The 21,922-nt window shown below is 47.5% G+C and carries 24 protein-coding genes; 15 read left to right on the forward strand and 9 right to left on the reverse strand.

Annotated elements, in window-relative coordinates:
* The first annotated feature begins 16 nt into the window (after positions 1-16).
* Positions 17-658 (forward strand): DUF3796 domain-containing protein, encoded by a 642-nt coding sequence (locus tag MUB35_RS08880; protein WP_033140212.1) that lies wholly within the window; start codon positions 17-19, stop codon positions 656-658.
* A gap of 1 nt (position 659) precedes the next feature.
* Positions 660-869: a helix-turn-helix transcriptional regulator gene (locus tag MUB35_RS08885; protein ID WP_033140211.1), complete on the forward strand. Its 210-nt coding sequence runs from the start codon at positions 660-662 to the stop codon at positions 867-869.
* A 339-nt stretch (positions 870-1,208) separates the two neighbouring features.
* On the opposite strand, the gene MUB35_RS08890 is transcribed toward MUB35_RS08885, so the two are convergent.
* Positions 1,209-2,033: a hypothetical protein gene (locus MUB35_RS08890; RefSeq protein ID WP_054352231.1), complete on the reverse strand. Its 825-nt coding sequence runs from the start codon at positions 2,031-2,033 to the stop codon at positions 1,209-1,211.
* A gap of 262 nt (positions 2,034-2,295) precedes the next feature.
* Between MUB35_RS08890 and MUB35_RS08895 the strand changes: the two genes are divergently transcribed.
* Both MUB35_RS08895 and MUB35_RS08900 read left to right on the forward strand, forming a co-directional pair.
* Positions 2,296-2,616, forward strand: a complete 321-nt coding sequence (locus MUB35_RS08895; RefSeq protein ID WP_033140209.1) for a hypothetical protein — start codon at positions 2,296-2,298, stop codon at positions 2,614-2,616.
* Positions 2,617-2,640: 24 nt separating this feature from the next.
* On the forward strand, positions 2,641-2,832 hold the full coding sequence (locus tag MUB35_RS08900; RefSeq protein ID WP_018598522.1) for a helix-turn-helix transcriptional regulator: 192 nt from the start codon (positions 2,641-2,643) through the stop codon (positions 2,830-2,832).
* Between the two features lie 21 nt (positions 2,833-2,853).
* On the opposite strand, the gene MUB35_RS08905 is transcribed toward MUB35_RS08900, so the two are convergent.
* The 7 genes from MUB35_RS08905 to MUB35_RS08935 are packed head-to-tail and all read right to left on the reverse strand — an operon-like array spanning position 2,854 to position 7,780.
* Positions 2,854-3,909, reverse strand: coding sequence for a type IV pilus twitching motility protein PilT (locus MUB35_RS08905; protein ID WP_103731756.1), 1,056 nt, complete (start codon positions 3,907-3,909; stop codon positions 2,854-2,856).
* Between the two features lie 56 nt (positions 3,910-3,965).
* A complete protein-coding gene (locus MUB35_RS08910) occupies positions 3,966-4,451 on the reverse strand; it encodes a hypothetical protein (protein ID WP_148393388.1) in 486 nt (161 codons plus the stop codon).
* Between the two features lie 15 nt (positions 4,452-4,466).
* Positions 4,467-4,910 carry a hypothetical protein gene (locus tag MUB35_RS08915; protein ID WP_052099171.1) on the reverse strand — a complete coding sequence of 148 codons (444 nt, stop codon included), beginning with the start codon at positions 4,908-4,910 and terminating at the stop codon, positions 4,467-4,469.
* 21 nt (positions 4,911-4,931) lie between these two features.
* Positions 4,932-5,414: a DUF4860 domain-containing protein gene (locus MUB35_RS08920; protein ID WP_103731758.1), complete on the reverse strand. Its 483-nt coding sequence runs from the start codon at positions 5,412-5,414 to the stop codon at positions 4,932-4,934.
* The gene (locus MUB35_RS08925; protein WP_052099169.1) at positions 5,411-5,752 is read right to left on the reverse strand and encodes a hypothetical protein; all 342 of its coding nucleotides are present in this window, start codon (positions 5,750-5,752) and stop codon (positions 5,411-5,413) included. The genes MUB35_RS08920 and MUB35_RS08925 overlap by 4 nt, the downstream gene beginning before the upstream one ends.
* A 13-nt stretch (positions 5,753-5,765) precedes the next feature.
* The gene (locus MUB35_RS08930; protein WP_103731759.1) at positions 5,766-6,803 is read right to left on the reverse strand and encodes a type II secretion system F family protein; all 1,038 of its coding nucleotides are present in this window, start codon (positions 6,801-6,803) and stop codon (positions 5,766-5,768) included.
* An 11-nt stretch (positions 6,804-6,814) separates the two neighbouring features.
* Positions 6,815-7,780, reverse strand: coding sequence for a transglutaminase-like domain-containing protein (locus MUB35_RS08935; protein WP_033140204.1), 966 nt, complete (start codon positions 7,778-7,780; stop codon positions 6,815-6,817).
* A gap of 196 nt (positions 7,781-7,976) precedes the next feature.
* On the opposite strand from MUB35_RS08935, the gene MUB35_RS08940 reads away from it, so the two are divergent.
* From MUB35_RS08940 to holA, 6 genes are all read left to right on the forward strand, one after another.
* Positions 7,977-8,654, forward strand: coding sequence for a ComEA family DNA-binding protein (locus tag MUB35_RS08940; RefSeq protein WP_244806084.1), 678 nt, complete (start codon positions 7,977-7,979; stop codon positions 8,652-8,654).
* A 48-nt stretch (positions 8,655-8,702) separates the two neighbouring features.
* A complete protein-coding gene (locus tag MUB35_RS08945) occupies positions 8,703-9,392 on the forward strand; it encodes a response regulator transcription factor (RefSeq protein WP_033140202.1) in 690 nt (229 codons plus the stop codon).
* Positions 9,393-9,413: 21 nt separating this feature from the next.
* Positions 9,414-10,847 carry a sensor histidine kinase gene (locus MUB35_RS08950; RefSeq protein ID WP_033140201.1) on the forward strand — a complete coding sequence of 478 codons (1,434 nt, stop codon included), beginning with the start codon at positions 9,414-9,416 and terminating at the stop codon, positions 10,845-10,847.
* A gap of 6 nt (positions 10,848-10,853) precedes the next feature.
* Positions 10,854-11,804, forward strand: a complete 951-nt coding sequence (locus tag MUB35_RS08955; RefSeq protein ID WP_225305269.1) for a GerMN domain-containing protein — start codon at positions 10,854-10,856, stop codon at positions 11,802-11,804.
* Positions 11,797-14,013 carry a DNA internalization-related competence protein ComEC/Rec2 gene (locus tag MUB35_RS08960; protein WP_244806085.1) on the forward strand — a complete coding sequence of 739 codons (2,217 nt, stop codon included), beginning with the start codon at positions 11,797-11,799 and terminating at the stop codon, positions 14,011-14,013. Before MUB35_RS08955 ends, MUB35_RS08960 begins: the two co-directional genes overlap by 8 nt.
* Before the next feature lie 103 nt (positions 14,014-14,116).
* Complete coding sequence (gene holA, locus MUB35_RS08965; protein ID WP_227210240.1) at positions 14,117-15,097, forward strand: DNA polymerase III subunit delta; 981 nt, start codon at positions 14,117-14,119, stop codon at positions 15,095-15,097.
* A 130-nt stretch (positions 15,098-15,227) separates the two neighbouring features.
* Here holA and rpsT read toward each other — a convergent pair whose 3' ends face one another.
* Positions 15,228-15,488: a 30S ribosomal protein S20 gene (gene rpsT / locus MUB35_RS08970; RefSeq protein ID WP_018598507.1), complete on the reverse strand. Its 261-nt coding sequence runs from the start codon at positions 15,486-15,488 to the stop codon at positions 15,228-15,230.
* Between the two features lie 225 nt (positions 15,489-15,713).
* On the opposite strand from rpsT, the gene gpr reads away from it, so the two are divergent.
* The 5 genes from gpr (at position 15,714) to MUB35_RS08995 (ending at position 21,911) form a co-directional block, all read left to right on the forward strand.
* Positions 15,714-16,619 (forward strand): GPR endopeptidase, encoded by a 906-nt coding sequence (gene gpr, locus MUB35_RS08975; RefSeq protein ID WP_033140199.1) that lies wholly within the window; start codon positions 15,714-15,716, stop codon positions 16,617-16,619.
* 90 nt (positions 16,620-16,709) lie between these two features.
* Positions 16,710-18,011 (forward strand): stage II sporulation protein P, encoded by a 1,302-nt coding sequence (locus MUB35_RS08980; protein WP_255785629.1) that lies wholly within the window; start codon positions 16,710-16,712, stop codon positions 18,009-18,011.
* A 157-nt stretch (positions 18,012-18,168) separates the two neighbouring features.
* Positions 18,169-19,983, forward strand: coding sequence for a translation elongation factor 4 (gene lepA / locus MUB35_RS08985; protein ID WP_033140197.1), 1,815 nt, complete (start codon positions 18,169-18,171; stop codon positions 19,981-19,983).
* A 170-nt stretch (positions 19,984-20,153) separates the two neighbouring features.
* Complete coding sequence (gene hemW, locus MUB35_RS08990) at positions 20,154-21,296, forward strand: radical SAM family heme chaperone HemW (RefSeq protein WP_227210242.1); 1,143 nt, start codon at positions 20,154-20,156, stop codon at positions 21,294-21,296.
* A 165-nt stretch (positions 21,297-21,461) separates the two neighbouring features.
* Positions 21,462-21,911 (forward strand): CBS domain-containing protein, encoded by a 450-nt coding sequence (locus tag MUB35_RS08995; protein ID WP_033143032.1) that lies wholly within the window; start codon positions 21,462-21,464, stop codon positions 21,909-21,911.
* Positions 21,912-21,922: the final 11 nt, after the last annotated feature.

Genomic DNA, 21,922 nt, shown 5'->3' on the forward strand with positions numbered 1-21,922 from the left:
TTTGGAGGATGAGAGTATGAAGAGGGATTGGAAAGGGATTGGGTTGATTGGGGTTATTTTGGCGGAGTTTTTAGCGGTGGGGTTTGATGTGATCTTTAATGGGAGCAGGATCGTGAAACCGATAGATATGGAGACTTATGTGTTCAGGGGGACGGATTTGCCTTTGATAGCGGCTACGGCGGGGCTTGTCTGTTATGTGTTTTATCTGGTGATCAGGGCAGTAGTAGTGAACTTCAGGAAGGGAGAAACGGCGGCTAAGGGAGTGACCAGGAAGCTGAATCCTAAGTTTGGGTGGTTTGGATTTTTTGGATTTGTGGGATTTATGGGGATTCCGGTTTATATGGTGCAGGGGCAGGTCTGGCCGTTTTTCTTTTTTGTATTTTTCGGGTTTTTTGGATTTTTCTATGAGGCGAAGATGAGCTGTACTTTGATGGATGAAAGATTTAAGGAGGAACAGGCAAGGGCACAGCTGGTCTCTTACAGAACAGGCTTTGGGCTTCTGTGGGTGGTGGCCTGGTTTATGGGAATTACAGGAGGACATATAGATATACGTTATGTGGCTCTTATCTTTACCGTTGCCTCTTCCCTGATCATTGCGCTGGTACTTTTTTTAAACAGCTATCTTCTGTACAAATATGATACGGAGGAAGCAGAGTGATATGGGGATAGATGGATTTACATGCAACCTGAAAAAATACCGCCAGCTAAAAGATATGACCCAGGAACAACTGGCCAATGCTGTAGGCGTCCGCCGCGAAACCATTATGCGCCTGGAAAAAGCCCAGTATAATCCGTCCCTGAAACTGGCAATTGATATTTCAAGGGTTGTTGAGGCTCCCATAGAAGAAATCTTTATTTTTGATGAGTAGACAAAAATGCAGCCATCACTTTCCGAATGGCTGCATTTTTATTACGCTTTCTGTCGGTTGCGAATCTCCCTCTCTGTGAGGAAGAACGAAAGTGGATACATCCTGTCCTGGTGCCGGATGGAAGGCCGGGAGATGAATCGGAAGAACTATTCCCTTTTCGGCGTGTGCCCGGTGAGACAGTCTGGCACGTATCCCCATGAGCACGCTCGAAATGTAAAAAAGTTTTCCAGGTCATGGAACATCCGCTGCTATTCAAAAATATCATGAAAGGAAATTTCCTGCGCTTTCCTGAACACCCTAAAAAGCCTGTCTTATCAATTGATTTTTTCTAAATGGTTTTCACTTATATAAACCAAGAAGATCATTTACAAATATTTCATCATTGGTAAATTGAATTTTATTATTGTTTAAAAATCCATCCAATGATTGGATCGTTTTTTCAACAACAGAAATTTTCCATCTTTTGCTTAAATCTTTTTTAAAACTAATATAAATTTCATTTTTTAACGGTTCATATACGATTGAACTCAGAGTATTATCCTGACTGGTTTTGCTTAAAATTTCAAAGGCTTCATCTATTCCAAAGCTGTCCATATGATCGGAAATATATTCATAAGCACAAATATATCTGTCAGCACCTATACCACATACTTTATCATAATTTACATCCTCAAAATTTCCATTCGGAAAATTAGTCATAATAATAAAATCATTATGAATGGGACTTATTATATTTCTATCCTTTCCCTCTTCCAGAATAAATGCACCACCGGTTTTATCGGCAATCATAGTATGCAGTCCTAAATCCGGAAATAATGGATTCCTGGGATACGAGATCACTCTTTTATCAGGAAGTTCAAAAAATTCAGAGGATTTTCCTGTTTTCCTTAAGGCCTCGTCAAAAATCTCAAAAGCAAACCAATCGTTTTCGTCACAACTTGCTCTAAAACCCGGACCATATTCTACTGCCTGAGTACAGACAAAAAGCCCCTCACTATTAAAACCGGCGATATCCCTGTATCTGTTATCTAATAAAGCTGAAAAGTAAAATAAGTTCTTATCATTATAACTTTTGACTTTCAATCTTAAGTCAATATCATCAGTGTCGAAATTCATACCATAAATAGCTTTTTCCTGATGATATACTGCAAAACTTGTACACATTTTGAAGCCTCCTTTTAATATAATCTGTTTAGAGTATTGAAAGAATCATCTGGATATTTTATCATTGGCTTCACCACTTTTTTACACTTCTGTTCATATGATACCACAGACATCCTGACGGTTCAATCCACAACATTTTTGTCTGTATAACCCCTGTCCCCTATATTATCAAAAATATAAAGTAAAGAACTCTTTACATTTTGGCGGAATATGTTATAATACAAATGTAAAGAACTTTTGACATTTAAAGGAGGTATAGATCATGAAAAAAATGGATGAGATGGACAGGAATATCAGGCTGCGTTCTGAAGAATTAGGGTTTAAAGCTGCGGTTTTTGTTCTGGCAGTCTGGGTATTGATTGAATGCTGGCGTAATTTTTCCGGTGATGGGATATCGAATCCGATTCCCATGCTGGTGCTGGCAGCAGTTTTATGTGTTCAGGGATTTTCAGAGATGCAGATGAAAAGAAAAATGATTTCCGGTGATGAAGAGTACAGAGAACCAAACAAACTTTTATGGAGCATAATCTCAGCCATTGCCATAATAGCCATTATAATAACCATTGGTTTCTATCTATTATAATTCCGCAGAAAAGCAGGAGTCCAAATGAAAAACAACATCAAACAACTCAGAAAACAAGCCGGCCTCCGCCAGGAAGACATGGCCAATCAACTGGGTGTCACCCGCCAGACCATCATAGCCATAGAAAACGACAAATACAACCCCACCCTGGAACTGGCCATGAAAATAGCTCGTCTTCTAAACAAAAATGTAGAGGATATCTTCTTTCTGGATTAAAGATATCCTCTGTAAAAACAATCATATCCTCTTCCCCAACATCTCCGGATTAGAAGCATGCCCCAATGCCTCATGCCTGCTGATCCTTCCCTCCTTCACCAGCTTCTGCAGACTCGCATCCATAGAAACCATATCCCCCCCAGCCGAAGAATAAATAATCCCATCAATCTGATGCACCTTATTTTCCCGAATCATATTCTTAATAGCCGGCGTAGTCTTCATGATCTCAAAGGCAGGAGTCAGCCCCTCATTTACATCAGGCACAAGCTGCTGCGACACCACAGCCCGCAGCACAGAAGACAACTGCACAGCAATCTGCCTTTGCTGGTTCGGCGGAAAGACATCAATAATGCGGTCTATGGTATTAGCCGCACCCAGCGTATGCAGAGTAGACAACACCAGATGTCCCGTCTCAGCCGCTGTCATAGCTACTGCCATCGTCTCATAATCCCTCATCTCGCCCAGAAGGATCACATCAGGACTCTGCCGAAGAGAAGCCCTGAGCGCCATAATATAACTCTCCGTATCCGTATTGATCTCACGCTGGCTCACAATACTCTTCTTATGGCTGTGCAGAAACTCCAGAGGGTCCTCCAGTGTGATAATATGCTTTTCCTGCGTTCTGTTAATGGCGTCTATGATACAGGCCAGCGTAGTGGATTTCCCGCTTCCTGCCGGACCTGTCACAAGTACAAGGCCCTTATTTGTATTTCCGAGTTCAATGATAGAATCAGGAATCCCCAGATCCGATGGATTGGGGAGCTGGAAAGTGATGACACGGATGACAGCGGCCATGGACCCCCTTTGCTTGTAAGTGCTCACCCGATATCGGGAAAGCCCTCTGACGGCAAAGGAAAAGTCATCATCCCCTGTCTCCAGAAAACGGTTGATATCCCGGTTGTCTGCAAGCTGGTAAATTTCACGTATCATGGATTCTGACTGGGCAGGCATGATCTTGTCCGTATCCATGGTGACCAGTGAGCCGTTCTTCTTGTAGGAGAGCGGCAGACCTGCAACGATAAAGAGGTCTGACGCACCGGTATTGGTGGTTTCTGTTAAAAATGTAAGTGCATCCATTGCGGTTTCCTTTCTGTATCGGTTCAGCTTGTCTGAACGGTTGCTTCTTTCCTGCGTTATGTGTCGCTTCCGTAGACCGGCAGCGTCTCCTCGGGCTGCCATGTCTCAGTATTTATAAGCTTCCAGCTTTTGATCTGATAATAACTGTCCCCTGTCTTTAAGTCTTCAGGGAGAAGAAGGGCCACATGCAGTGCCTGCTTTTCTCCTGCGGGTACCTGATATTCCATGACCCGCTCTGAAGAAAAGAGGATTCCCTCTGTGTTTTCCAGCGCGGATTTTACGTGCTGCAGATATTCCTCTGTATTTCCATAGAGCGTATACTGCTCCTCCAGACACTGGTCAATGGTCAGGAGAATGTCATTTGCCTTGTTTTCCGCTTCGTAGTAATCCCTGGTGTGCTCCGCGTTTTTCTGGCTCAGACGGTAATCAGAGCGGGCGCTGACCAGAGAGAGTACGGCAAAGGTTATCATGCAGAGCAGGACAAAGATCAGCAGGATTGAGGATGTGCCGACACCCAGTATGGGTTTTCTGCTTTTTTCCAATTGGCGGACTCCTTTCTATTCAGACAACCCTGCTTTGCGGGCTATCGGGACTTTTGTGGTGAGCCGGTAGAGGCTGCCACCCTCAGAATCAGTAAAATCTATCTGGGCGGTCCTGCAGCTGCCGGAAACTGTCTGTTCTATATTGAGATAGTATACAGCCTCCTTTTGGGAGCAGGATTCCCCGTCTCTGTCATAGCAGAAGAAAATGGTTCCATCCTTTTTAAGTGCCTCAGGAAGAAGTTCTTTCACTGCCTCGTAGGAGCCGTCCGTGTGGGCCAGTACCTCAGCGGCACTGGAGGCATAGCCGGAGCCAAGAGTCAGTTCTCTTGCAGACTGGCTCATAAAATGCGCTTTTACAAAGACCTGGATACACACAGCGCTGGCCAGGGAAAAGAATAATATTGCAAGTATCAGTTCAATCAAAAACAGACTGGACCGTGTATTTTGCCGTTCTCTCACTGGAATCTCCTTTCTGACAGATTACTCACTTTGTACGTGGATCAGCAGGGACAGAGAATGTTTTTTGCTGTCCGCGGCTGTAAAACGGAAGAAGCCCCGGGATGTCTCCTGGATCGTAAAATCCGTGACCTCCAGTATGGACTCCCCCTGGGATTTCTTTGGTGTATTTTCTTTTTGGGTAAAAAGTTCTTTTATATATCCCTCATCTTCATAAATATAGGTGGCGTATTCTTTATCCTCTATGGTCTCTAAAAGGATCAGGGCATCCCTGTCCTCTATTTTTCCCATGGAAACGCTGCCAGACACATCGTGCTGGCGTATTTTTTCCGCCATGTAGGAGAGGGAAGTGCGGGTCGTATAGTTGGCATCCATATCTTCCGCCGTGGACTTATACACATGGGCGCCTATGAGCACCACAGCCAGGGCCGAAGCGGTGAAGACGCAAAGAAGGCCAAGGGTGAACAGGACATCTATAAAATGGTTCTGATGCTGTCTGGGATTCATGGCGTCACCTCCCCGCCCTTTAGTGGTATGACATCAACATCCGGCATCAGATTGGAGCCTACCACTTCGTAGGTGACCAGATATTTGTCGTGGTCATAGGTTATGCCGTAATGGTCCTCCAGATAGGCAAGACTTGCCGGATAGCTGCCCTCCACGGCATAACAGTGTACGGCACTTTTGATGACAGCCTGCTTCAGGCTCCGTTCCTCCTCCTTCTGTGTGGCAGAGGACACAGAGGACATGCCGTAAAACAGAAAGCACATAAGGCACAGGAACACAAGCGCGGGCAGAAGCAGTCTGTGAAGGGGACGGCGCTTTTCAATTTGAAATCGGTTCATATGACAGCCCCCTTTATCCGATGCTGGACATGATTCCCATGAGCGGCAGCATGACAGACAAAAGGATCATGCCCACCACCACTGACAGGACTGCGACCAGGGTTGGTTCCAGTTTTGATACAATACCGGTGATCCGTTCATTTACTTCCTCATCGTACTGTACTGCGATCTGCCGCATCACATCATCCATGGCGCCGGTGCGGAACCCGATATTGATCATGTGCGCATAAAGCCCGGAGAAAATATTTGCCTGTGAGAGTGCTTCGGAGAAGCCTGTGCCCTCAGCGATAAGGTCCCGGGCGGTTTTTATCTTTTCCTGCATGACAGGATGGTCGGTCAGACGTGATACCATCTCAAGACTCTGGTCTGTGTCCAGACCGCTGCTCAGGGCCAGGGACATGCCGCTTGCAAAGCGAGCAGCAGCTATTTTCTCCGAAAGACCTTTCGTCAGGAAAAAACGTCCGGCAAGATTTTTCAGGGATTCCCGCCCTTTCTCTGTGCAGGAAAAGTAAAAAAACAGGACAATGATAAAAACAGCAATCACAATAAACACCAGGGCATACCGGTTCAGGACCTGTCCGAAACCCATCACGCTTCTGGAAATACCGGTGAGACCTGTTCCGAGCTGTTCAAACACCTGTTCAAATATAGGCATGACCTTTGTGATCAGTACCAGCACCACAGCCAGCATCATGACGATCATGACCAGAGGGTAAGTGACAGCGCTTTTGATATTTTTGGATATGGCATCCTCCCGCTCATAATGCGCTGCCAGAGCTGACATGACATCATCGAGGCGGCCTGCCTGCTCCCCGATCTCCACCATATCGCACAGATATTTGGGGAAAACACCGGCTTCCTCCAGAGAGGTCCAGAGGCAGCCTGTCTGCTCGATCTGTTCCAAGACTGTTTTGAGAATCTGCTGCCCTTCCTCCTGGGGGGCATCCTCCAGCATAATGGAAAGCCCCTCCGTGGAGGAGATGCCGGAGCGGAGAATGAGAGCCATCTGGCTGCAGAAGGTTGAGAGTTCCTTGTTGGATAAAACTTTCATGCTGCTCCTTTCTAACGGGTATACCGTACGGTATAATTGCTTCCGTCACCAATGTATTTTAAAATCTTTTTGCTGTTTTTATTGCTGGAGGCAAAGGTGGGATCCATGCGTTTCCAGCTTTTGCCGTCAAATTCAATGATATTGTCGATCCACCCAACATCCTTGATATACACGCTGATCCACGCGTGGTATACCTTTCCGGAATATCCGATCTCCAGCTTCGCGGGGATATCCTGGGAGCGGAGCATGGCAGCCATCAGGGAGGCATAGTCAAAGCAGATGCCTTTGCAGGAAGTAAGCGTCTCGTCCAGATCCGGCAGATATCCGGTGGGGACGGTTTTGGCCTTCTCCTCATCATAGGATATGGTTTCTGTCACATAGTAATAAATGTCAGCCACAGCATCCAGATCTGAGGTGGCTGTCTTTACCTGTTCCTGCGCTGTCTTCACCGCCTTGCTTTCAGGGGTAAAATCCACATACTGGTTCGGGTACAGATAGGGAATAAAGTCGCTCTCCAGCTTTACATCAATGGTTTCACTGTAGAGCGTTGCGTATTTGTCGCCGGTTATATTTTCATATGTGCTTATGGTGTATGAGCCGTCCCCGGATGTAAGGGGCATGGTCACATAGGGACCGGAGGTTATGAAATACTTGTAATTTATGCCGTCAGGCCCGTCAATCTGTATATTGGCCTTATCCGCATCACCTGTATACTGAGCCATAATATAGCCCTGGTCTGTGTGGGAGACGTCGACGATCAGGGGCTCTGCTCCCAGTACGGCGGTTCCTGAGGCCTCGGGCATATGGACATTTGGCGTATTGGGACGTACCGTTTCTTTTTTCTCTGCTTGGGAAGTGCTGGATTTTTTTGTGGAGCCGGACGATGCGCTGGCGGAAGAACAGGAGGCCAGAATCAGTACGGGACACAGAACAGCTAAAATACCGCATAGCAGATGGAATATACGGTTGTGAGTCATACTGGACCCTCCTCGTGTCTGCTGCTTCTTACGTTCTGAATAATTGTTTTTATCATATCATTTTTTGCCTCATAAAGCAATAAGAGGGAAAACTTATAGAATTTGATATTGTAATATGTCAGTAAATTCGATAAAATAGAAATAGTTATGCATACTGGGAACCTTTTAGCCTATTGCTGAAAGGAGATATGCTGTAATGAATAAAAAGTTATGGATCGGACTGCTTCTGCTGTCCGTGCTGTTTGTTTCATCCTGCCAGAGACAGGAGGAAACCCTTCTGCTGTCGGAAGATAAGACAAAGCAGGAGGAAAGTGTACAGGAACCTGAAAAAAAGGAAGATTCCGGGAAAGAACCGGATGTTTCAGAGGAGGATGCCGCCCCGCAGCAGATCTGCGTCTTCCTGTGCGGTGCCGTAAACCAGCCGGGTGTGTATTATCTGAAGGAAGGGGCGCGGCTCTATGAAGGGATTGCGGCAGCGGGAGGATTTTCAGAGGATGCGGATGAGGACTGGTGGAATCAGGCGGCTGTTCTGTCTGACGGAAGCCGGATCCAGATCTATACCAGGGAAGAGACAGAGGTTTTTCGGGAAGCCGGACAGAACCCGGGAAGTGCCGGGGAGGATACGGCTTTGGCATCAGGAAACGGTGCGGAGCCAAAAGTGGATGAAGCAGCAGGGGAACCGGGCCGGGTAAATATCAACACAGCATCCCAGGAGGAACTGCAGACAGTTCCCGGCATTGGGGAGGTAAAGGCAAAAGCGATCCTTTCCTACCGGGAAGAACACGGGGAGTTTTCATCTGCGGAGGATATAAAGCAGGTGCCCGGCATCAAAGGCAAGACATACGAAAAAATAAAAAACTATATTTCTTACTGAGATATAGTCCTGTATAACGGGTAAACTTAAGGATGAGGAGATAATTAAATGAGTAAAAGAGTTTTGGTTGTTGATGATGAGAAATTGATCGTAAAGGGAATCCGTTTCAGCCTGGAGCAGGATAATATGGAAGTGGACTGCGCGTACGATGGGGAGGAAGCGCTGGAGAAGGCCAGGGAGAACAGCTATGATATGATCCTTCTGGATATTATGCTTCCAAAAATGACGGGACTGGAGGTCTGCCAGCAGATCCGTGAATTTTCCCAGGTACCCATCATTATGCTGACTGCAAAAGGTGAGGATATGGACAAGATTCTGGGGCTTGAATACGGTGCGGATGACTATATCACCAAGCCGTTTAATATTTTAGAGGTAAAGGCCCGCATCAAGGCAATTATGCGCCGGACCAAGAAGGATGATAAGCAGGCGGAGCGTTCCGGCTCCATCACAGTGGGAGATTTGCGTCTGGACTGCGAGAGCCGCAGAGTCTTTATAAATGATAAGGAAGTTAACCTGACAGCAAAAGAGTTTGACGTCCTGGAACTTCTGGTTAAGAACCCCAACAAGGTTTACAGCAGGGAGAATCTGCTGAATCTGGTATGGGGATATGAATATCCGGGAGATGTGCGTACCGTTGACGTACATATCCGGCGTCTGCGAGAGAAGATCGAGGAGACTCCCAGCGAGCCAAAGTATGTACATACCAAATGGGGTGTGGGATACTATTTTCAGGTATAAGGAAAAAGGGAGTCAGTGAAGTTGTTTGGAAAAAAAATAAAACATACATTTTTTAAGAGTCTGCGGTTTCGGATTCTGCTGATCCTCATAGTCATCGGCATTGTCCCCAGTATTATCGTGGAAAATGTCATTGTGAACAGTTACGAGAACCGGGCTGTGGATATCCGGACAGTCAATGTGAAGAATCAGTGTGATATTCTGGGCAACCAGCTTATGAAGGAGGATTATCTGAATCATCCGGAATCTGATGTGATCAATAACGAGCTTTCCATGCTCTCTGCCATTTACAACGGAAGAATCCTGATCATCAATGAGGACTTCCGGGTCATTAAGGATACGTTTGACATTGATGTGGGAAGATATGTGCTCTCTGAAGAGGTGATCCGGTGCTTTGAGGGGGAGAAAAATACGCCCCATTACGATAAGAAGAACTCCTATATAGAGCTGACAAGCCCTCTGACCATTCCGGGTAAGAAAAAGGTGAAGGGTGTCATGCTAATCAGCATTTCCACCAGCGAGATCGCGGACAGTATTGACATGCTGGAACAGAGGGGAAATCTTCTTCTCATTGCCATCTGCCTGCTTGTGGTGGTGCTGGGATATTTCCTGGCCGGTATATTGGTGAAGCCGTTTTCCAGGGTCACCAAGTCCATTGAGGATCTGACGGACGGGTATCTGGATGAGGAGATATCGGTGCCGGATTACACAGAGACGGAGCTTATCACCAACGCCTTTAATAAGATGCTGAGCCGAATGAAGGTTCTGGATGAATCCAGGCAGGAGTTTGTATCCAATGTGTCCCATGAGCTGAAGACCCCCATGACATCCATGAAGGTTCTGGCAGATTCCCTGGTGGGTCAGGAGAATGTGCCGGTCGAGCTGTATCAGGAGTTTATGCAGGACATTGCTGTGGAGATCGACAGGGAGAATAAGATCATCACAGATCTTCTCTCTCTTGTAAAGATGGATAAAAAGGCATCCGACCTGAATATTGCGGAAATCAATATCAATCAGCTTCTGGAGAACATCCTGAAGCGGCTAAAGCCAATCGCCGAGGCAAAGCAGGTGGAACTGATCCTGGAGAGCTACCGGCCTGTGGTGGCGGAGGTGGATGAGGTGAAATTAAGTCTTGCCCTGTCCAATCTGGTGGAGAACGGCATCAAATACAATTCGGAGGACGGATGGGTGCGTGTCACGCTGAATGCGGACCACAAGTATTTTTATGTGTCAGTGGCGGATTCCGGCATTGGTATTCCGGAGGAGAGTATTGACAGGATCTTTGAGAGATTTTACCGGGTGGACAAATCCCACTCCAGAGAGATCGGCGGTACCGGTCTTGGCCTTGCCATCACCAGAAATGCCATTGTCATGCACAGAGGCGCCATAAAAGTAAAAAGTGAAGAGCATAAAGGAACCACCTTCTCTGTGAGAATTCCTTTGACCTATATCGCGTAAAAGGAGGTGGCAGCGTTGAAGAAAATAGGACTTATGGGGATTCTTCTGCTGGCAGTGTGCGCTCTTGCAGGCTGCGGGGAGCAGGAAGGACAGGAAAATACAGAGAAAGCAGAATACAGTATGTATTATCTCTCACCCACGGAGGAATCGCTGGTGGAGGATGATTATGTACCGGAAGAGCGGGTGACTGCCAGTATGGTCAGCGAGATGGCAAAAAAACTGACAGAGCCTGTGGACAGTGATGATTATATGAAACTGCTTCCCGATGATGTGAAGATTCTGGAATATGAATTTGACGGGCGCGGTGTTGTGCTGAATTTTAACGATGCCTATGCAAAGATGAAAAATACAAGAGAGATTCTTGTCCGCGCGGGAATCGTGAAATCCTTTACCCAGATTCCGGGGGTCATCAATGTGACATTTCTGATGGGCGGGGAGCCGCTTACGGATTCAAACGGCAATGTCTACGGCACGATGGACAAGGAAACCTTTGTGGAAAATGAGGGGGAGAACCCCAATTCCTATGTCTATGCAGATGTCAATCTGTATTTTGCCAACGAGGCCGGTGACAAGCTGGTGAAAGTGACAAACGGAGGCGGGTATTACAGCATTAATGTCCCGCTGGAGAAAAAAATCGTGGAGCTGCTCATAAAGGGGCCGCCCGGTGATTCGGATGCCAAGCCCACAATTTCCAAGGAGACCAAGATCTTAGGGGTGTCCATTGTGGAAGGTGTCTGTTATGTGAATCTGGACAAAACCTTTATGAACCAGAGTATGAATGTACAGCAGGAACTGCCTGTGTATTCCATTGTCAATTCCCTGATGGACGCCTGTAAAATCCACGGTGTGCAGATATCTGTGGAGGGAGAGACAAAGGTGACTTTCCGGGAGAGCATGAGCCTGGATAAGCTTTATAAGGCAGATTACAGTTTAGTGGAGGACGCGTCAGATGAGTAAACGGCCGCTTTGTGCCTTTGCCCTGCTTTTTATGGCAGTTATCTGGTGCCTGAGCCTGGCGGGAGTTCCCTTTTTCGGGAACGCTCCCCCGGTTCTGCCGGAGGGCTGCAGTCCGGACGGAGCAGTACTGGAGGGCAGGGTTTATGAGACAAAAAACAATTCTTTTTATACCATTCTATATCTCAGACAAGTAAAAATTCTAAGTGATTCCAACCAATATTCCATGGAACAGGTAAAAGTAAATATAAAAAATGAACTGGCAAAAAGTACAGTGATGCCGGGTATGAAAGTGTGCCTTACCGGGGACCTGCAGCAGATTCCCCTGCCATCCAACCCTGGACAGTTCAATGAACGAAGCTATTATTACGCAAGAAAAGTCAAATGGTATCTGGAGGGCAGAAGTCTTGAGGCTGTTGGGGCGGATGCCCGGTCTTTCGACGCGCTGCGCTGTGAGGCAAAGGCTTTTCTGAAAGAGAAGATACTGCAGCTTGCGCCCGGACGCACCGGGGGGATTTTCTGCGCTATGATGCTGGGGGAAAAGCAGGAGATCGGCCGGGAGAACCAGATGCTGCTGAGGCTGGACGGAGTTCTTCACATTGCTGCCATCAGCGGAACACACCTTTCTTTTCTGGGATGGGGGCTGTACCGGATACTGCGGAAACTGCGCCTGCCGGTTCCCGGGGCGGGAGGAATCTCTGTTTTTCTCATGATACAGTACGGAATCTTCACAGGCAGCAGCGCTTCTGCCATGCGGGCAGTGATCATGTTTTCCCTGGCAGTTGGGGCAATGGCAGTGGGCAGGACATACGATCTGCTTTCCGCCCTGTCCCTCTCGGCAGTGCTGCTTCTTCTGGAAAGTCCCGGTTATCTGTATGACAGTGGATTTTTGCTGTCATTTGGAGCAATTCTGGGTTTGGCTGTGGTCTATCCGGCTTTTGTGGAAAAGAAAGAAGAAAGCAGGCTGGTTCTGGGACTTAAATCAGGTCTTGCCCTGCAGCTTGCCACCATTCCTATACAGATGTATTTTTTCTATGAACTGCCTGTTTTCGGGATTCTGGTTAACCTGCTGGTGCTGCCCACTGTGGGAATCGTGCTGGCGTCAGGCCTCTTTGGCTGTCTGTCCGGCCTGGCAGTTCCTCTTTTGGGGAGAATGCTGATGCTTCCCGGTGCCTTTCTTCTGGAAGTTTATCTTAAGATTGGTGAGTGGCTGCAGGGAATCCCCTTTGCGTCGGTGATCACGGGAAGGCCGCATATGTGGAAAATCATTGTGTATTATATTTTACTGGCTGTGTGGGTTCGGTATTGCCGGGGAAAGGAGCGGGGGGAAAAGTATAGAAGGCTGCGGTATCTTCCCGTGCTCCTGGGATGTTTCCTGCTGTTTGTAAAAATTCCGGATGAAAAACTGCGCATCACATTTCTGGATGTGGGGCAGGGAGACTGTTCTGTCGTCAGGTTTGAAGGAAAGACATATGTAATAGACGGCGGCAGCAGCAGTGTATCCGGTGTGGGAAATTACAGGATTCTGCCGTTTTTAAAGTGTATGGGAATCAGAAAGGTGGATGGGATCTTTCTGTCGCATATGGATGATGATCATATAAACGGAATCGCGGAGCTGCTTGAAGCTGTCAAAAACCGGGAGACCTCTCTGCGGATAGATAAGATTTTTTTATCAGAGTGCGGGGAGAAACAGGAGAAGCTGGCGGAAATGAAGCAGGCGGGAGAAAAAGCAGGCTGCCGTATTTTTTATCTGTACAGCGGGGACAGGATCAGAAAGGGAGAGATGGAACTGCGCTGTCTCTATCCCTACATAGATACAAAAGGGGAGAGCAACGAGAACTCCCAGGTTCTCAGATTGACCTGCGGGAAGTTCGGTGCGCTTTTCACCGGTGATACGGAAGGAAGCGGGGAGACGGCTGTCACCGGGATTCTGGAACAGGAACAGACAGCGTGCCAGCTTTTAAAGGTGGCGCACCACGGCTCCAAAAACTCCACATCCATCCGTTTTCTGGAGGCTGTGAAGCCTGTGGCAGGCATTATCTCCTGCGGGGAGGGCAACCGCTACGGGCATCCGCACAGAGAGCTGATGGAACGGCTGGAGGAGGAAAAGGTGGAGGTGTTTCAGACAAAGGATTGGGGCGCAGTATTTGTTGTGACGGACGGAAAAAGAACAGAAGTGTCTTTTCAGCATAAAAAATCCATGGTAAACTAGAATGTGATTGAAAATGCCGTCGGCAAGCTGTGCGTCATAATTTGCGGGGAATTTAACTTTGATGAGGGAGATGCAGCTTGTCGGAATAAAAAGGAGCATCTAAATGAAAAGTTTACAGGAAGACATAAAAAACCAGGATTTCAAGAAGGTCTATCTCTTCTGCGGAGAGGAGGCCTATCTGAAACAGCAGTATAAACATAGAATGAAGGCAGCGCTGCTGCCGGAAGACGACAGCATGAATTTTTCCATGTTCGAGGGAAAGAAGACAGAGCCGAAGAGTGTGATCGATCTGGCGGAGACCATGCCTTTTTTTGCTGACCGAAGAGTGATCATGCTGGAGGATACAGGATTTTTTAAAAACCAATGCACAGATCTGCCGGAGTATATGGCGGAACTGCCGGATTACCTCTGCATGATCTTTGTGGAGGACGAAGTGGACAAGCGGAGCCGGATGTTCAAGGCTGTGAAGAAATACGGCAGAATCGTGGAGTTTGCAAAGCAGGATTCTCAGACCCTGATGCGCTGGGTCTTAGGCATGATGAAACGGGAAGGAAAGAAGATAACCCAGGGGGATATGGAATTGTTTCTGACAAAGACGGGAACAGATATGGGAAACATAGAAAAAGAGCTGGAAAAGCTTCTCTGTTATACCATGGGCAGGGACGTCATTACAGCCGGGGATATTGAGGCGGTATGCACCACCCAGATCACAAACCATATTTTCGACATGATCAAGGCTGTGACGGAGAAGAAGCAGAAGCGGGCACTGGATCTGTACTATGATCTGCTCTCCTTAAAAGAGCCGCCCATGAGGATCCTCTTTCTCCTTGCCCGGCAGTTTAACCTGATCATGCAGGTGAAAGAGCTTTCCCGGGAGGGATATGACCAGCCTGCCATTGCCAAGAGGACCGGGCTTCAGCCTTTTGTGGTCAGAAATTATGCAGGGTATGCCCACAGGTACAGCACAGAGGAGCTGCGCGCCGCTGTGGAGGAATGTGTGCAGACGGAGGCAAAGGTAAAGACAGGATATATGAATGATGTGATGAGTGTGGAACTTCTGCTGGTGAAATTCAGCAGCAGCTAAGCAGCCTGAACCGCTGCCGGCATCCGGCCATGAAAAGACGCTGACATGGTCCGGATGCCGGTATTTTGCGGGATAAAAAAATCCCGGCTGATGACGGGCAGCCGGGATTTTAAATATTCTGTCTATATGATTAGAGTGCGTTTACAGCTTTGGATAATCTGGAAACTTTTCTTGCTGCATTGTTTTTGTGATAAACACCTTTGGATGCAGCTTTGTCGATGGTAGAGATAGCGTTCTGCAGAGCTGCTGCTGCTGCCTCTTTATCTTTTGCTGTAACTGCTGCTTCTACCTTTTTGATAGAAGTTTTCACTGCTGATTTGATAGATTTATTTCTGTCAGCTTTTGTTTTGTTTACTAAAATTCTTTTCTTTGCGGATTTAATATTTGCCAAACCGTACACCTCCAAAATTGTTTTCAATATTATTTTTTATTCGTGACAATAGGAAGACGCAGAACGCACTTTCTATCGTTTGTTATGGTTTTGTACCGGTTAGACACGGACACGCCGGTACCACATGCTTTTTTATTCTAGTTGATTTAATTGTAAATGTCAATACATAAAATCCCCCAAAATGCAAAAAATAGGAACAAATACCCCCGGAAAGGAAGGTTGGATATGGCTTTAGGAAGAATACGCACGGACCTGGCACTGGAAACAAAAGAGAAATTCGAGGAGGACAATGTGGAAATCCGAGGTGTGATCATCGAGGAGGACTACAATGAGGAGAAAGATATCCGCACCACAACCGTAAAAATTGAGACAGAGAACGGGGCAAAAGCCATGGGACGTCCTCAGGGTGTTTATATAACGCTGGAGGCTCCGAATATGTCTGTGCCGGATGAGGATTATCACAGGGAAATCTCAAAAGAGCTGGCAAAACATATCAGAAAGCTGGTTCCTATGGAAAAAGAGCTGACCGCCCTGGTGGTGGGCCTTGGAAACCGGGAGGTAACACCGGATGCTCTGGGGCCTGATGTGGTCTCCAATCTGCGCATTACCCGTCACGTGATACAGGAGTACGGAGTGCAGAGCATGGGCAGGGAATATGCCAACAGTATCAGCGGCCTGGTACCCGGTGTTATGGCCCAGACAGGCATGGAAACTCTGGAGATCATCAAGGGTGTGGTGGATGAGACGAAGCCGGATGTGGTGTTCGCCGTGGATGCCCTGGCAGCCCGCAGCACAAAACGCCTGAATCGGACGATTCAGATCACGGATACAGGCATCAATCCCGGCTCCGGTGTGGGAAACCACAGAAACGGGCTGAGTGAGGAAACTCTGGGCGTAAAGGTGATCGGCATCGGCGTGCCGACTGTGGTGGATGCAGCCACCATCGTGCAGGATTCCATGGCTCACCTGCTGGATACCCTGGAAGAGTCCGAGAAAAAAGAATTTCTGGAAGAAATGATCGCACCATCCCTCCACAGCATGTTTGTAACTCCAAAAGATGTGGATGAGACCGTGAAACGCCTGTCCTACACCATTTCCGAGGGACTGAACATGGCATTTGAGCAGGCATAAGGAAAAAGACACGTCCCTGTTTTTTCTCCGCAGACGCATAATTCATGTAAGTTGTCTCATATATAGATATGAGGTGATAGGGTGAAGAAGATGGATGATGGAAAGCTTCTGCGGATTGTGTTGTGGCTGCTCTTATGTGCTGTTGGAGCATATATTCTCATAAAAGGAATGTCTTTACATAAAAAAACGCTGGTGAACATGTGCAGGGATGCCCAGGAGAAAGCCATAGAGGCATACCTGCCGGGAATCCTGGAGACGGAAGGGGTCAAGACCCAGACGCCTGTGGAGTGGCTCTGCAGCAAAGTGGAGGAACAGCTTCCGTTTCTGGGGACCATCCAGGCAAAGGAGATGGAAGAGACAGAGAAGGACCGGGAGACAGACAAGAAGATCATGGAGGAAAATTCCGATTTTCTTGAGGCAAAACTTCTGGAAGAAAACCAGGAGGCAGGTCCTGTGGGGTCCGGCGAGGAAAACACAGGGGGCGTGGATGCTCAGAGTGAAAACCAACAAAGCGCGGAAAATACGGAAGCTCTGCAGGATGCAGCCAAAGAGAATGCACAGACAGCAGACGCGGGTGATGGCGGGCAGGCAGAGGCTTCTGCGGCCAATGCCATAGTAAATCCCATTTCCCTTGATATGTTCCAGGATTTTGACTATGTGATCAGCAATTTTTATACCATTGACAAGACCACCAGCATCAACAGCGACCAGTTAAACGCCCCGGCCCTTGTGTCGGAGGATCTGAAAATGACAACAGGAAATGATCAGCCGCAGATACTGGTGTATCACAGCCATTCCCAGGAAGAATTCATTGATTCCAACCCGGGAGACCCCAGTACCAGCATTGTGGGGGTGGGAGAATATCTGGTTCGTCTTTTAAGAGATACATACGGCTATAATGTGCTCCATGTGACAGATACCTTTGACATTGTGGACGGAAAACTGGACAGAAATAAAGCCTACAACTACGCCCAGGATAAAATCAGCCAGGTGCTGGAGGAAAATCCCAGTGTGGAAGTGGTCATTGACCTGCACAGAGATGGTGTGCCGGACGACAAACACCTGGTTACGGACGTGAACGGGAAACCAACGGCCAAAATTATGTTTTTCAACGGATTGAGCCGCACCAACCAGAACGGGGATATTGAATATCTGCCGAATCCCTACATTCAGGATAATCTGGCATTCTCCCTGCAGCTTGCGCTTCAGGCAAAGCAGTATTACCCGGATTGGCTGCGCACCATCTATCTGAGAGGCTACCGCTATAATCTCCATCTGCGGCCAAAAGCCCTTCTTGTGGAATGCGGTGCACAGACCAATACCGTGGAGGAAGAAATGAATGCCATGGAACCTTTGGCGGACGTGCTGAATAAAGTCTTAAAAGGGGAATGAACGGCGAAGAAATGCTTGATTCCCCCTAAACCTTCGTGCTATACTAACATGGGCTTGCTGTGAAATGCAGGAAGCCCATTTAAAGTGTAAGAATAAGAAAGTAACCATATTCGTATTTTGAGAAGAGATAGAGAAAAACAATAGGAGGAATCAAGCAGTGGCAGGAGTTGACCAGAGTAAAATCCGTAATTTTTGTATCATCGCACATATAGACCATGGAAAATCCACCCTGGCGGACCGGATTATTGAAAAGACAGGACTTTTGACAGAGAGGGAAATGCAGTCCCAGGTTCTGGATAACATGGATCTGGAGAGGGAGAGGGGCATAACCATCAAGTCCCAGGCAGTCCGCATTGTCTACCAGGCAAAAGACGGAGAGGAATATATTTTCAATCTGATCGACACGCCGGGCCACGTGGACTTCAACTATGAGGTGTCCAGAAGTCTGGCCGCCTGTGACGGCGCCATTCTGGTGGTGGATGCCGCCCAGGGCATTGAAGCCCAGACTCTTGCAAATGTCTATCTGGCGCTGGATCATGACCTGGATGTATTTCCGGTCATCAATAAAATAGATCTTCCCAGTGCGGAACCGGACAGAGTGAAAAATGAGATTGAGGATGTCATCGGTATAGAAGCCCAGGATGCGCCTCTGATCTCCGCCAAGATGGGACTGAACATTGAGGAAGTTCTGGAGAAGATCGTGGAGAAGATACCGGCACCCGCCGGAGATGCCCAGGCACCTCTGCAGGCTCTTATTTTCGATTCTGTTTACGATTCCTACAAGGGTGTCATTGTGTTCTGCAGGATCAAAGAAGGAAGCGTAAAAAAAGGTACGAAAATCCGTATGATGGCAACCGGCGCTGTGGAGGAAGTAGTGGAAGTGGGATACTTCGGAGCGGGACAGTTTCTTCCCTGTGACGAACTGTCTGCCGGCATGGTAGGTTATATCACTGCCAGTATTAAGAATGTAAAAGATACCCGCGTGGGTGATACCATAACAGACGACGAAAACCCCTGTGCAGAGCCTCTTCCGGGTTACAAGAAAGTAAACCCCATGGTGTACTGCGGTGTATATCCCGCGGACGGCTCCAAGTACCAGGATTTGAGGGATGCCCTGGACAAGCTTCAGTTAAATGATGCCTCCCTGCAGTTTGAGCCGGAGACCTCTGTAGCGCTGGGCTTTGGTTTCCGCTGCGGTTTTCTGGGATTGCTCCATCTGGAGATCATCCAGGAGCGTCTGGAAAGGGAATATAACCTGGACCTGGTAACAACTGCCCCGGGCGTTGTTTACAAAGTGCACAAGACCAACGGTGAGATGATGGATCTGACCAACCCATCCAATCTGCCTGACCCCTCTGAGATCGAATACATGGAAGAACCTATGGTAAAAGCAGAAATCATGGTGACTACAGATTTCATCGGCCCTATTATGGATCTCTGCCAGGAGCGCCGCGGGCAGTATCAGGGCATGGAATATATGGAAACCACTCGTGCTCTTTTGAAATACCATCTGCCTCTCAATGAAATTATTTATGATTTCTTTGATGCCCTGAAATCACGTTCCAGAGGATATGCGTCCTTTGACTATGAGATGCTGGGATATGAACGCAGTGACCTTGTCAAGCTGGATATTCTGGTGAACAAGGAGGAAGTGGATGCCCTCTCCTTTATCGTGTTTGAAGGCTCTGCCTATGAGCGCGGCAGGAAGATGTGCGAGAAGCTGAAGGAGGAGATTCCCAGACAGCTTTTTGAAATCCCCATTCAGGCAGCCATCGGCAGCAAGATCATTGCCCGTGAGACCGTGAAGGCCATGAGAAAAGACGTGCTGGCGAAATGTTACGGCGGCGATATTTCCCGAAAGAGAAAGCTTCTGGAGAAGCAGAAGGAAGGAAAGAAACGTATGCGCCAGGTAGGAAATGTAGAGATTCCGCAGAAGGCATTTATGAGCGTTCTGAAGCTGGACGATAAATAGGATTTTGTAACGATTCAGCCAGCTGAATCGTTACGGGTATTCGCCCATTAAAAATCGCTTCGCGATGGGGCGAATACCTGCCGCCACTACTCTTTTGCACGGTCAGCGCAGTAAATGCGCAGACCTGACTGAACAGTTACAGAATTTTCAGAAATACAGGAGAAGACAAGATGAAAAAAGATTTGGGGCTGTATCTACACATCCCTTTCTGTATACAAAAATGCGGATACTGTGATTTTTTATCCGCATCGGGAACCGGGGAGGAGAAAGAAGCGTATGTACAGGCTTTGGAAAAAGAAATCCGAAGCTACGGGGATTTTGCAAAAGGTTACAGGGTTTCCACGGTTTTTGTGGGAGGAGGCACCCCTTCCTGTCTGGAAGCGCCTCAGACAGAGCGGATTTTTCAGGCAGTAAGGGACACCTTTGATATAGAAAGAATGCCGGAGATCTCCATGGAGATGAATCCGGGCACTGTGACCCCAGAGAAACTGCAGACCTATAAAAACTGTGGTATCAACCGCCTGAGTATGGGGCTGCAGTCTGTCAGGGACAGTAATCTGAAGCTGCTGGGCAGGATTCATACCTACGAGGCGTTTCTGGAGAGCTATCATCTGGCAAGAGAAGCAGGGTTTCAGAACATCAATGTGGATTTGATCTCCTCCCTGCCGGGACAGACAGAAGCGTCCTGGAGAGAGGAGCTGAAAACAACCGCAGAGCTTTCCCCGGAACATATTTCCGTATACCAGCTCATTTTGGAAGAGGGTACGCCCTTTTATGAGAAGTATGCCGGACATCCGGAACTTCTTCCCGATGAGGAGACAAGCAGGGCTATCTACGAAGTGACCGCAGAGGTGCTTGCAGCGTACGGATTCCGCCAGTATGAGATTTCCAATTATGCGAAAGAGGGCAGGGAGTGCCGCCATAATCTGAAATACTGGGAGCGCGGTGATTATCTGGGCCTTGGCCTGGGCGCTGCCTCCATGGTCAGGAACATCCGCATGAGCAATACCGGGGATATGAAAACATATCTGGAAAAATGCGGGGAACCGAAAACCATGCGCACAGACGTACAGTTTTTGGAGGAGCCTCAGCAGATGGAGGAATTCATGTTTTTAGGGCTTCGCAAGACAAGGGGAATCTCAAAAAAAGAATTTCGCCGGGTCTTTGGCCGGGATATTGAACTGGTATATGAAAAAGCGCTGGAAAAGCTTCTGTCAAACGGAATGCTGCTGGAAAAAAAGGACAGGCTGTATCTCTCAAAAGAAGGGGTACTTTTAAGCAATGCTGTCCTATCGGAGTTTCTATTTGACTGATAAGTCAGGCGCGGGAGTTTGTGAACACAGGTTATAGAAATTTAATAAAGTTTTACAGTTTATCTCTGGAAAATTAATATAGAATGTGTCAGAATAAAGAAAGGAAATATATGTTGAAACGGCAGGTAATAACGGCCGTTTTGTATGACAGTGTGGGAGGGTATAATGAATATTTTATTTTTTCTCACTCCGAAGAGTGATGTGGCCTATATCTATGACACCTTCAGTTTAAGGCAGGTCTTGGAAAAGATGGAATATCACCGGTATTCATGTATTCCGATTATCGGGGAGAATGGAAAATATGTGGGGACAATTACAGAAGGAGACTTACTCTGGGGGCTGAAAAGCCGCGGCGACCTGAATTTAAAGGCTGCGGAGGAGATTCCGATCACCGCGTTCAAGCGGCGGGCAAATTATACGCCGGTGCGTGTGGACTCGGATATGGAAGATCTGCTGGACAAGGCTATGCGGCAGAATTTTGTACCGGTTATTGATGACCAGAAGAATTTTATAGGTATTGTGACGAGACGGGATATTATGCAGTATATCTGTTCTGAGCATCAGAATAAAAATAAGAAGGAGTGCAGAACCTATATTCAGCATGCGTCTGTGTGATGTAAATGTAA

The sequence above is a fragment of the Blautia sp. NSJ-175 genome (assembly GCF_022867815.1).
Taxonomy (GTDB): Bacteria; Bacillota; Clostridia; order Lachnospirales; family Lachnospiraceae; genus Blautia; species Blautia celeris.

Coding starts and splice junctions, on each gene's coding strand:
- MUB35_RS08980 (WP_255785629.1), top strand. CDS start 16,710: ATGGATGATGGAAAGCTTCTGCGGATTGTGTTGTGGCTGCTCTTATGT.
- MUB35_RS08890 (WP_054352231.1), bottom strand. CDS start 2,033: ATGTGTACAAGTTTTGCAGTATATCATCAGGAAAAAGCTATTTATGGT.
- holA (WP_227210240.1), top strand. CDS start 14,117: ATGAAAAGTTTACAGGAAGACATAAAAAACCAGGATTTCAAGAAGGTC.
- MUB35_RS08880 (WP_033140212.1), top strand. CDS start 17: ATGAAGAGGGATTGGAAAGGGATTGGGTTGATTGGGGTTATTTTGGCG.
- MUB35_RS08945 (WP_033140202.1), top strand. CDS start 8,703: ATGAGTAAAAGAGTTTTGGTTGTTGATGATGAGAAATTGATCGTAAAG.
- MUB35_RS08895 (WP_033140209.1), top strand. CDS start 2,296: ATGAAAAAAATGGATGAGATGGACAGGAATATCAGGCTGCGTTCTGAA.
- hemW (WP_227210242.1), top strand. CDS start 20,154: ATGAAAAAAGATTTGGGGCTGTATCTACACATCCCTTTCTGTATACAA.
- MUB35_RS08960 (WP_244806085.1), top strand. CDS start 11,797: ATGAGTAAACGGCCGCTTTGTGCCTTTGCCCTGCTTTTTATGGCAGTT.
- MUB35_RS08900 (WP_018598522.1), top strand. CDS start 2,641: ATGAAAAACAACATCAAACAACTCAGAAAACAAGCCGGCCTCCGCCAG.
- MUB35_RS08885 (WP_033140211.1), top strand. CDS start 660: ATGGGGATAGATGGATTTACATGCAACCTGAAAAAATACCGCCAGCTA.
- MUB35_RS08940 (WP_244806084.1), top strand. CDS start 7,977: ATGAATAAAAAGTTATGGATCGGACTGCTTCTGCTGTCCGTGCTGTTT.
- MUB35_RS08995 (WP_033143032.1), top strand. CDS start 21,462: ATGAATATTTTATTTTTTCTCACTCCGAAGAGTGATGTGGCCTATATC.
- MUB35_RS08920 (WP_103731758.1), bottom strand. CDS start 5,414: ATGAATCCCAGACAGCATCAGAACCATTTTATAGATGTCCTGTTCACC.
- MUB35_RS08905 (WP_103731756.1), bottom strand. CDS start 3,909: ATGGATGCACTTACATTTTTAACAGAAACCACCAATACCGGTGCGTCA.
- gpr (WP_033140199.1), top strand. CDS start 15,714: ATGGCTTTAGGAAGAATACGCACGGACCTGGCACTGGAAACAAAAGAG.
- MUB35_RS08935 (WP_033140204.1), bottom strand. CDS start 7,780: ATGACTCACAACCGTATATTCCATCTGCTATGCGGTATTTTAGCTGTT.
- MUB35_RS08930 (WP_103731759.1), bottom strand. CDS start 6,803: ATGAAAGTTTTATCCAACAAGGAACTCTCAACCTTCTGCAGCCAGATG.
- MUB35_RS08925 (WP_052099169.1), bottom strand. CDS start 5,752: ATGAACCGATTTCAAATTGAAAAGCGCCGTCCCCTTCACAGACTGCTT.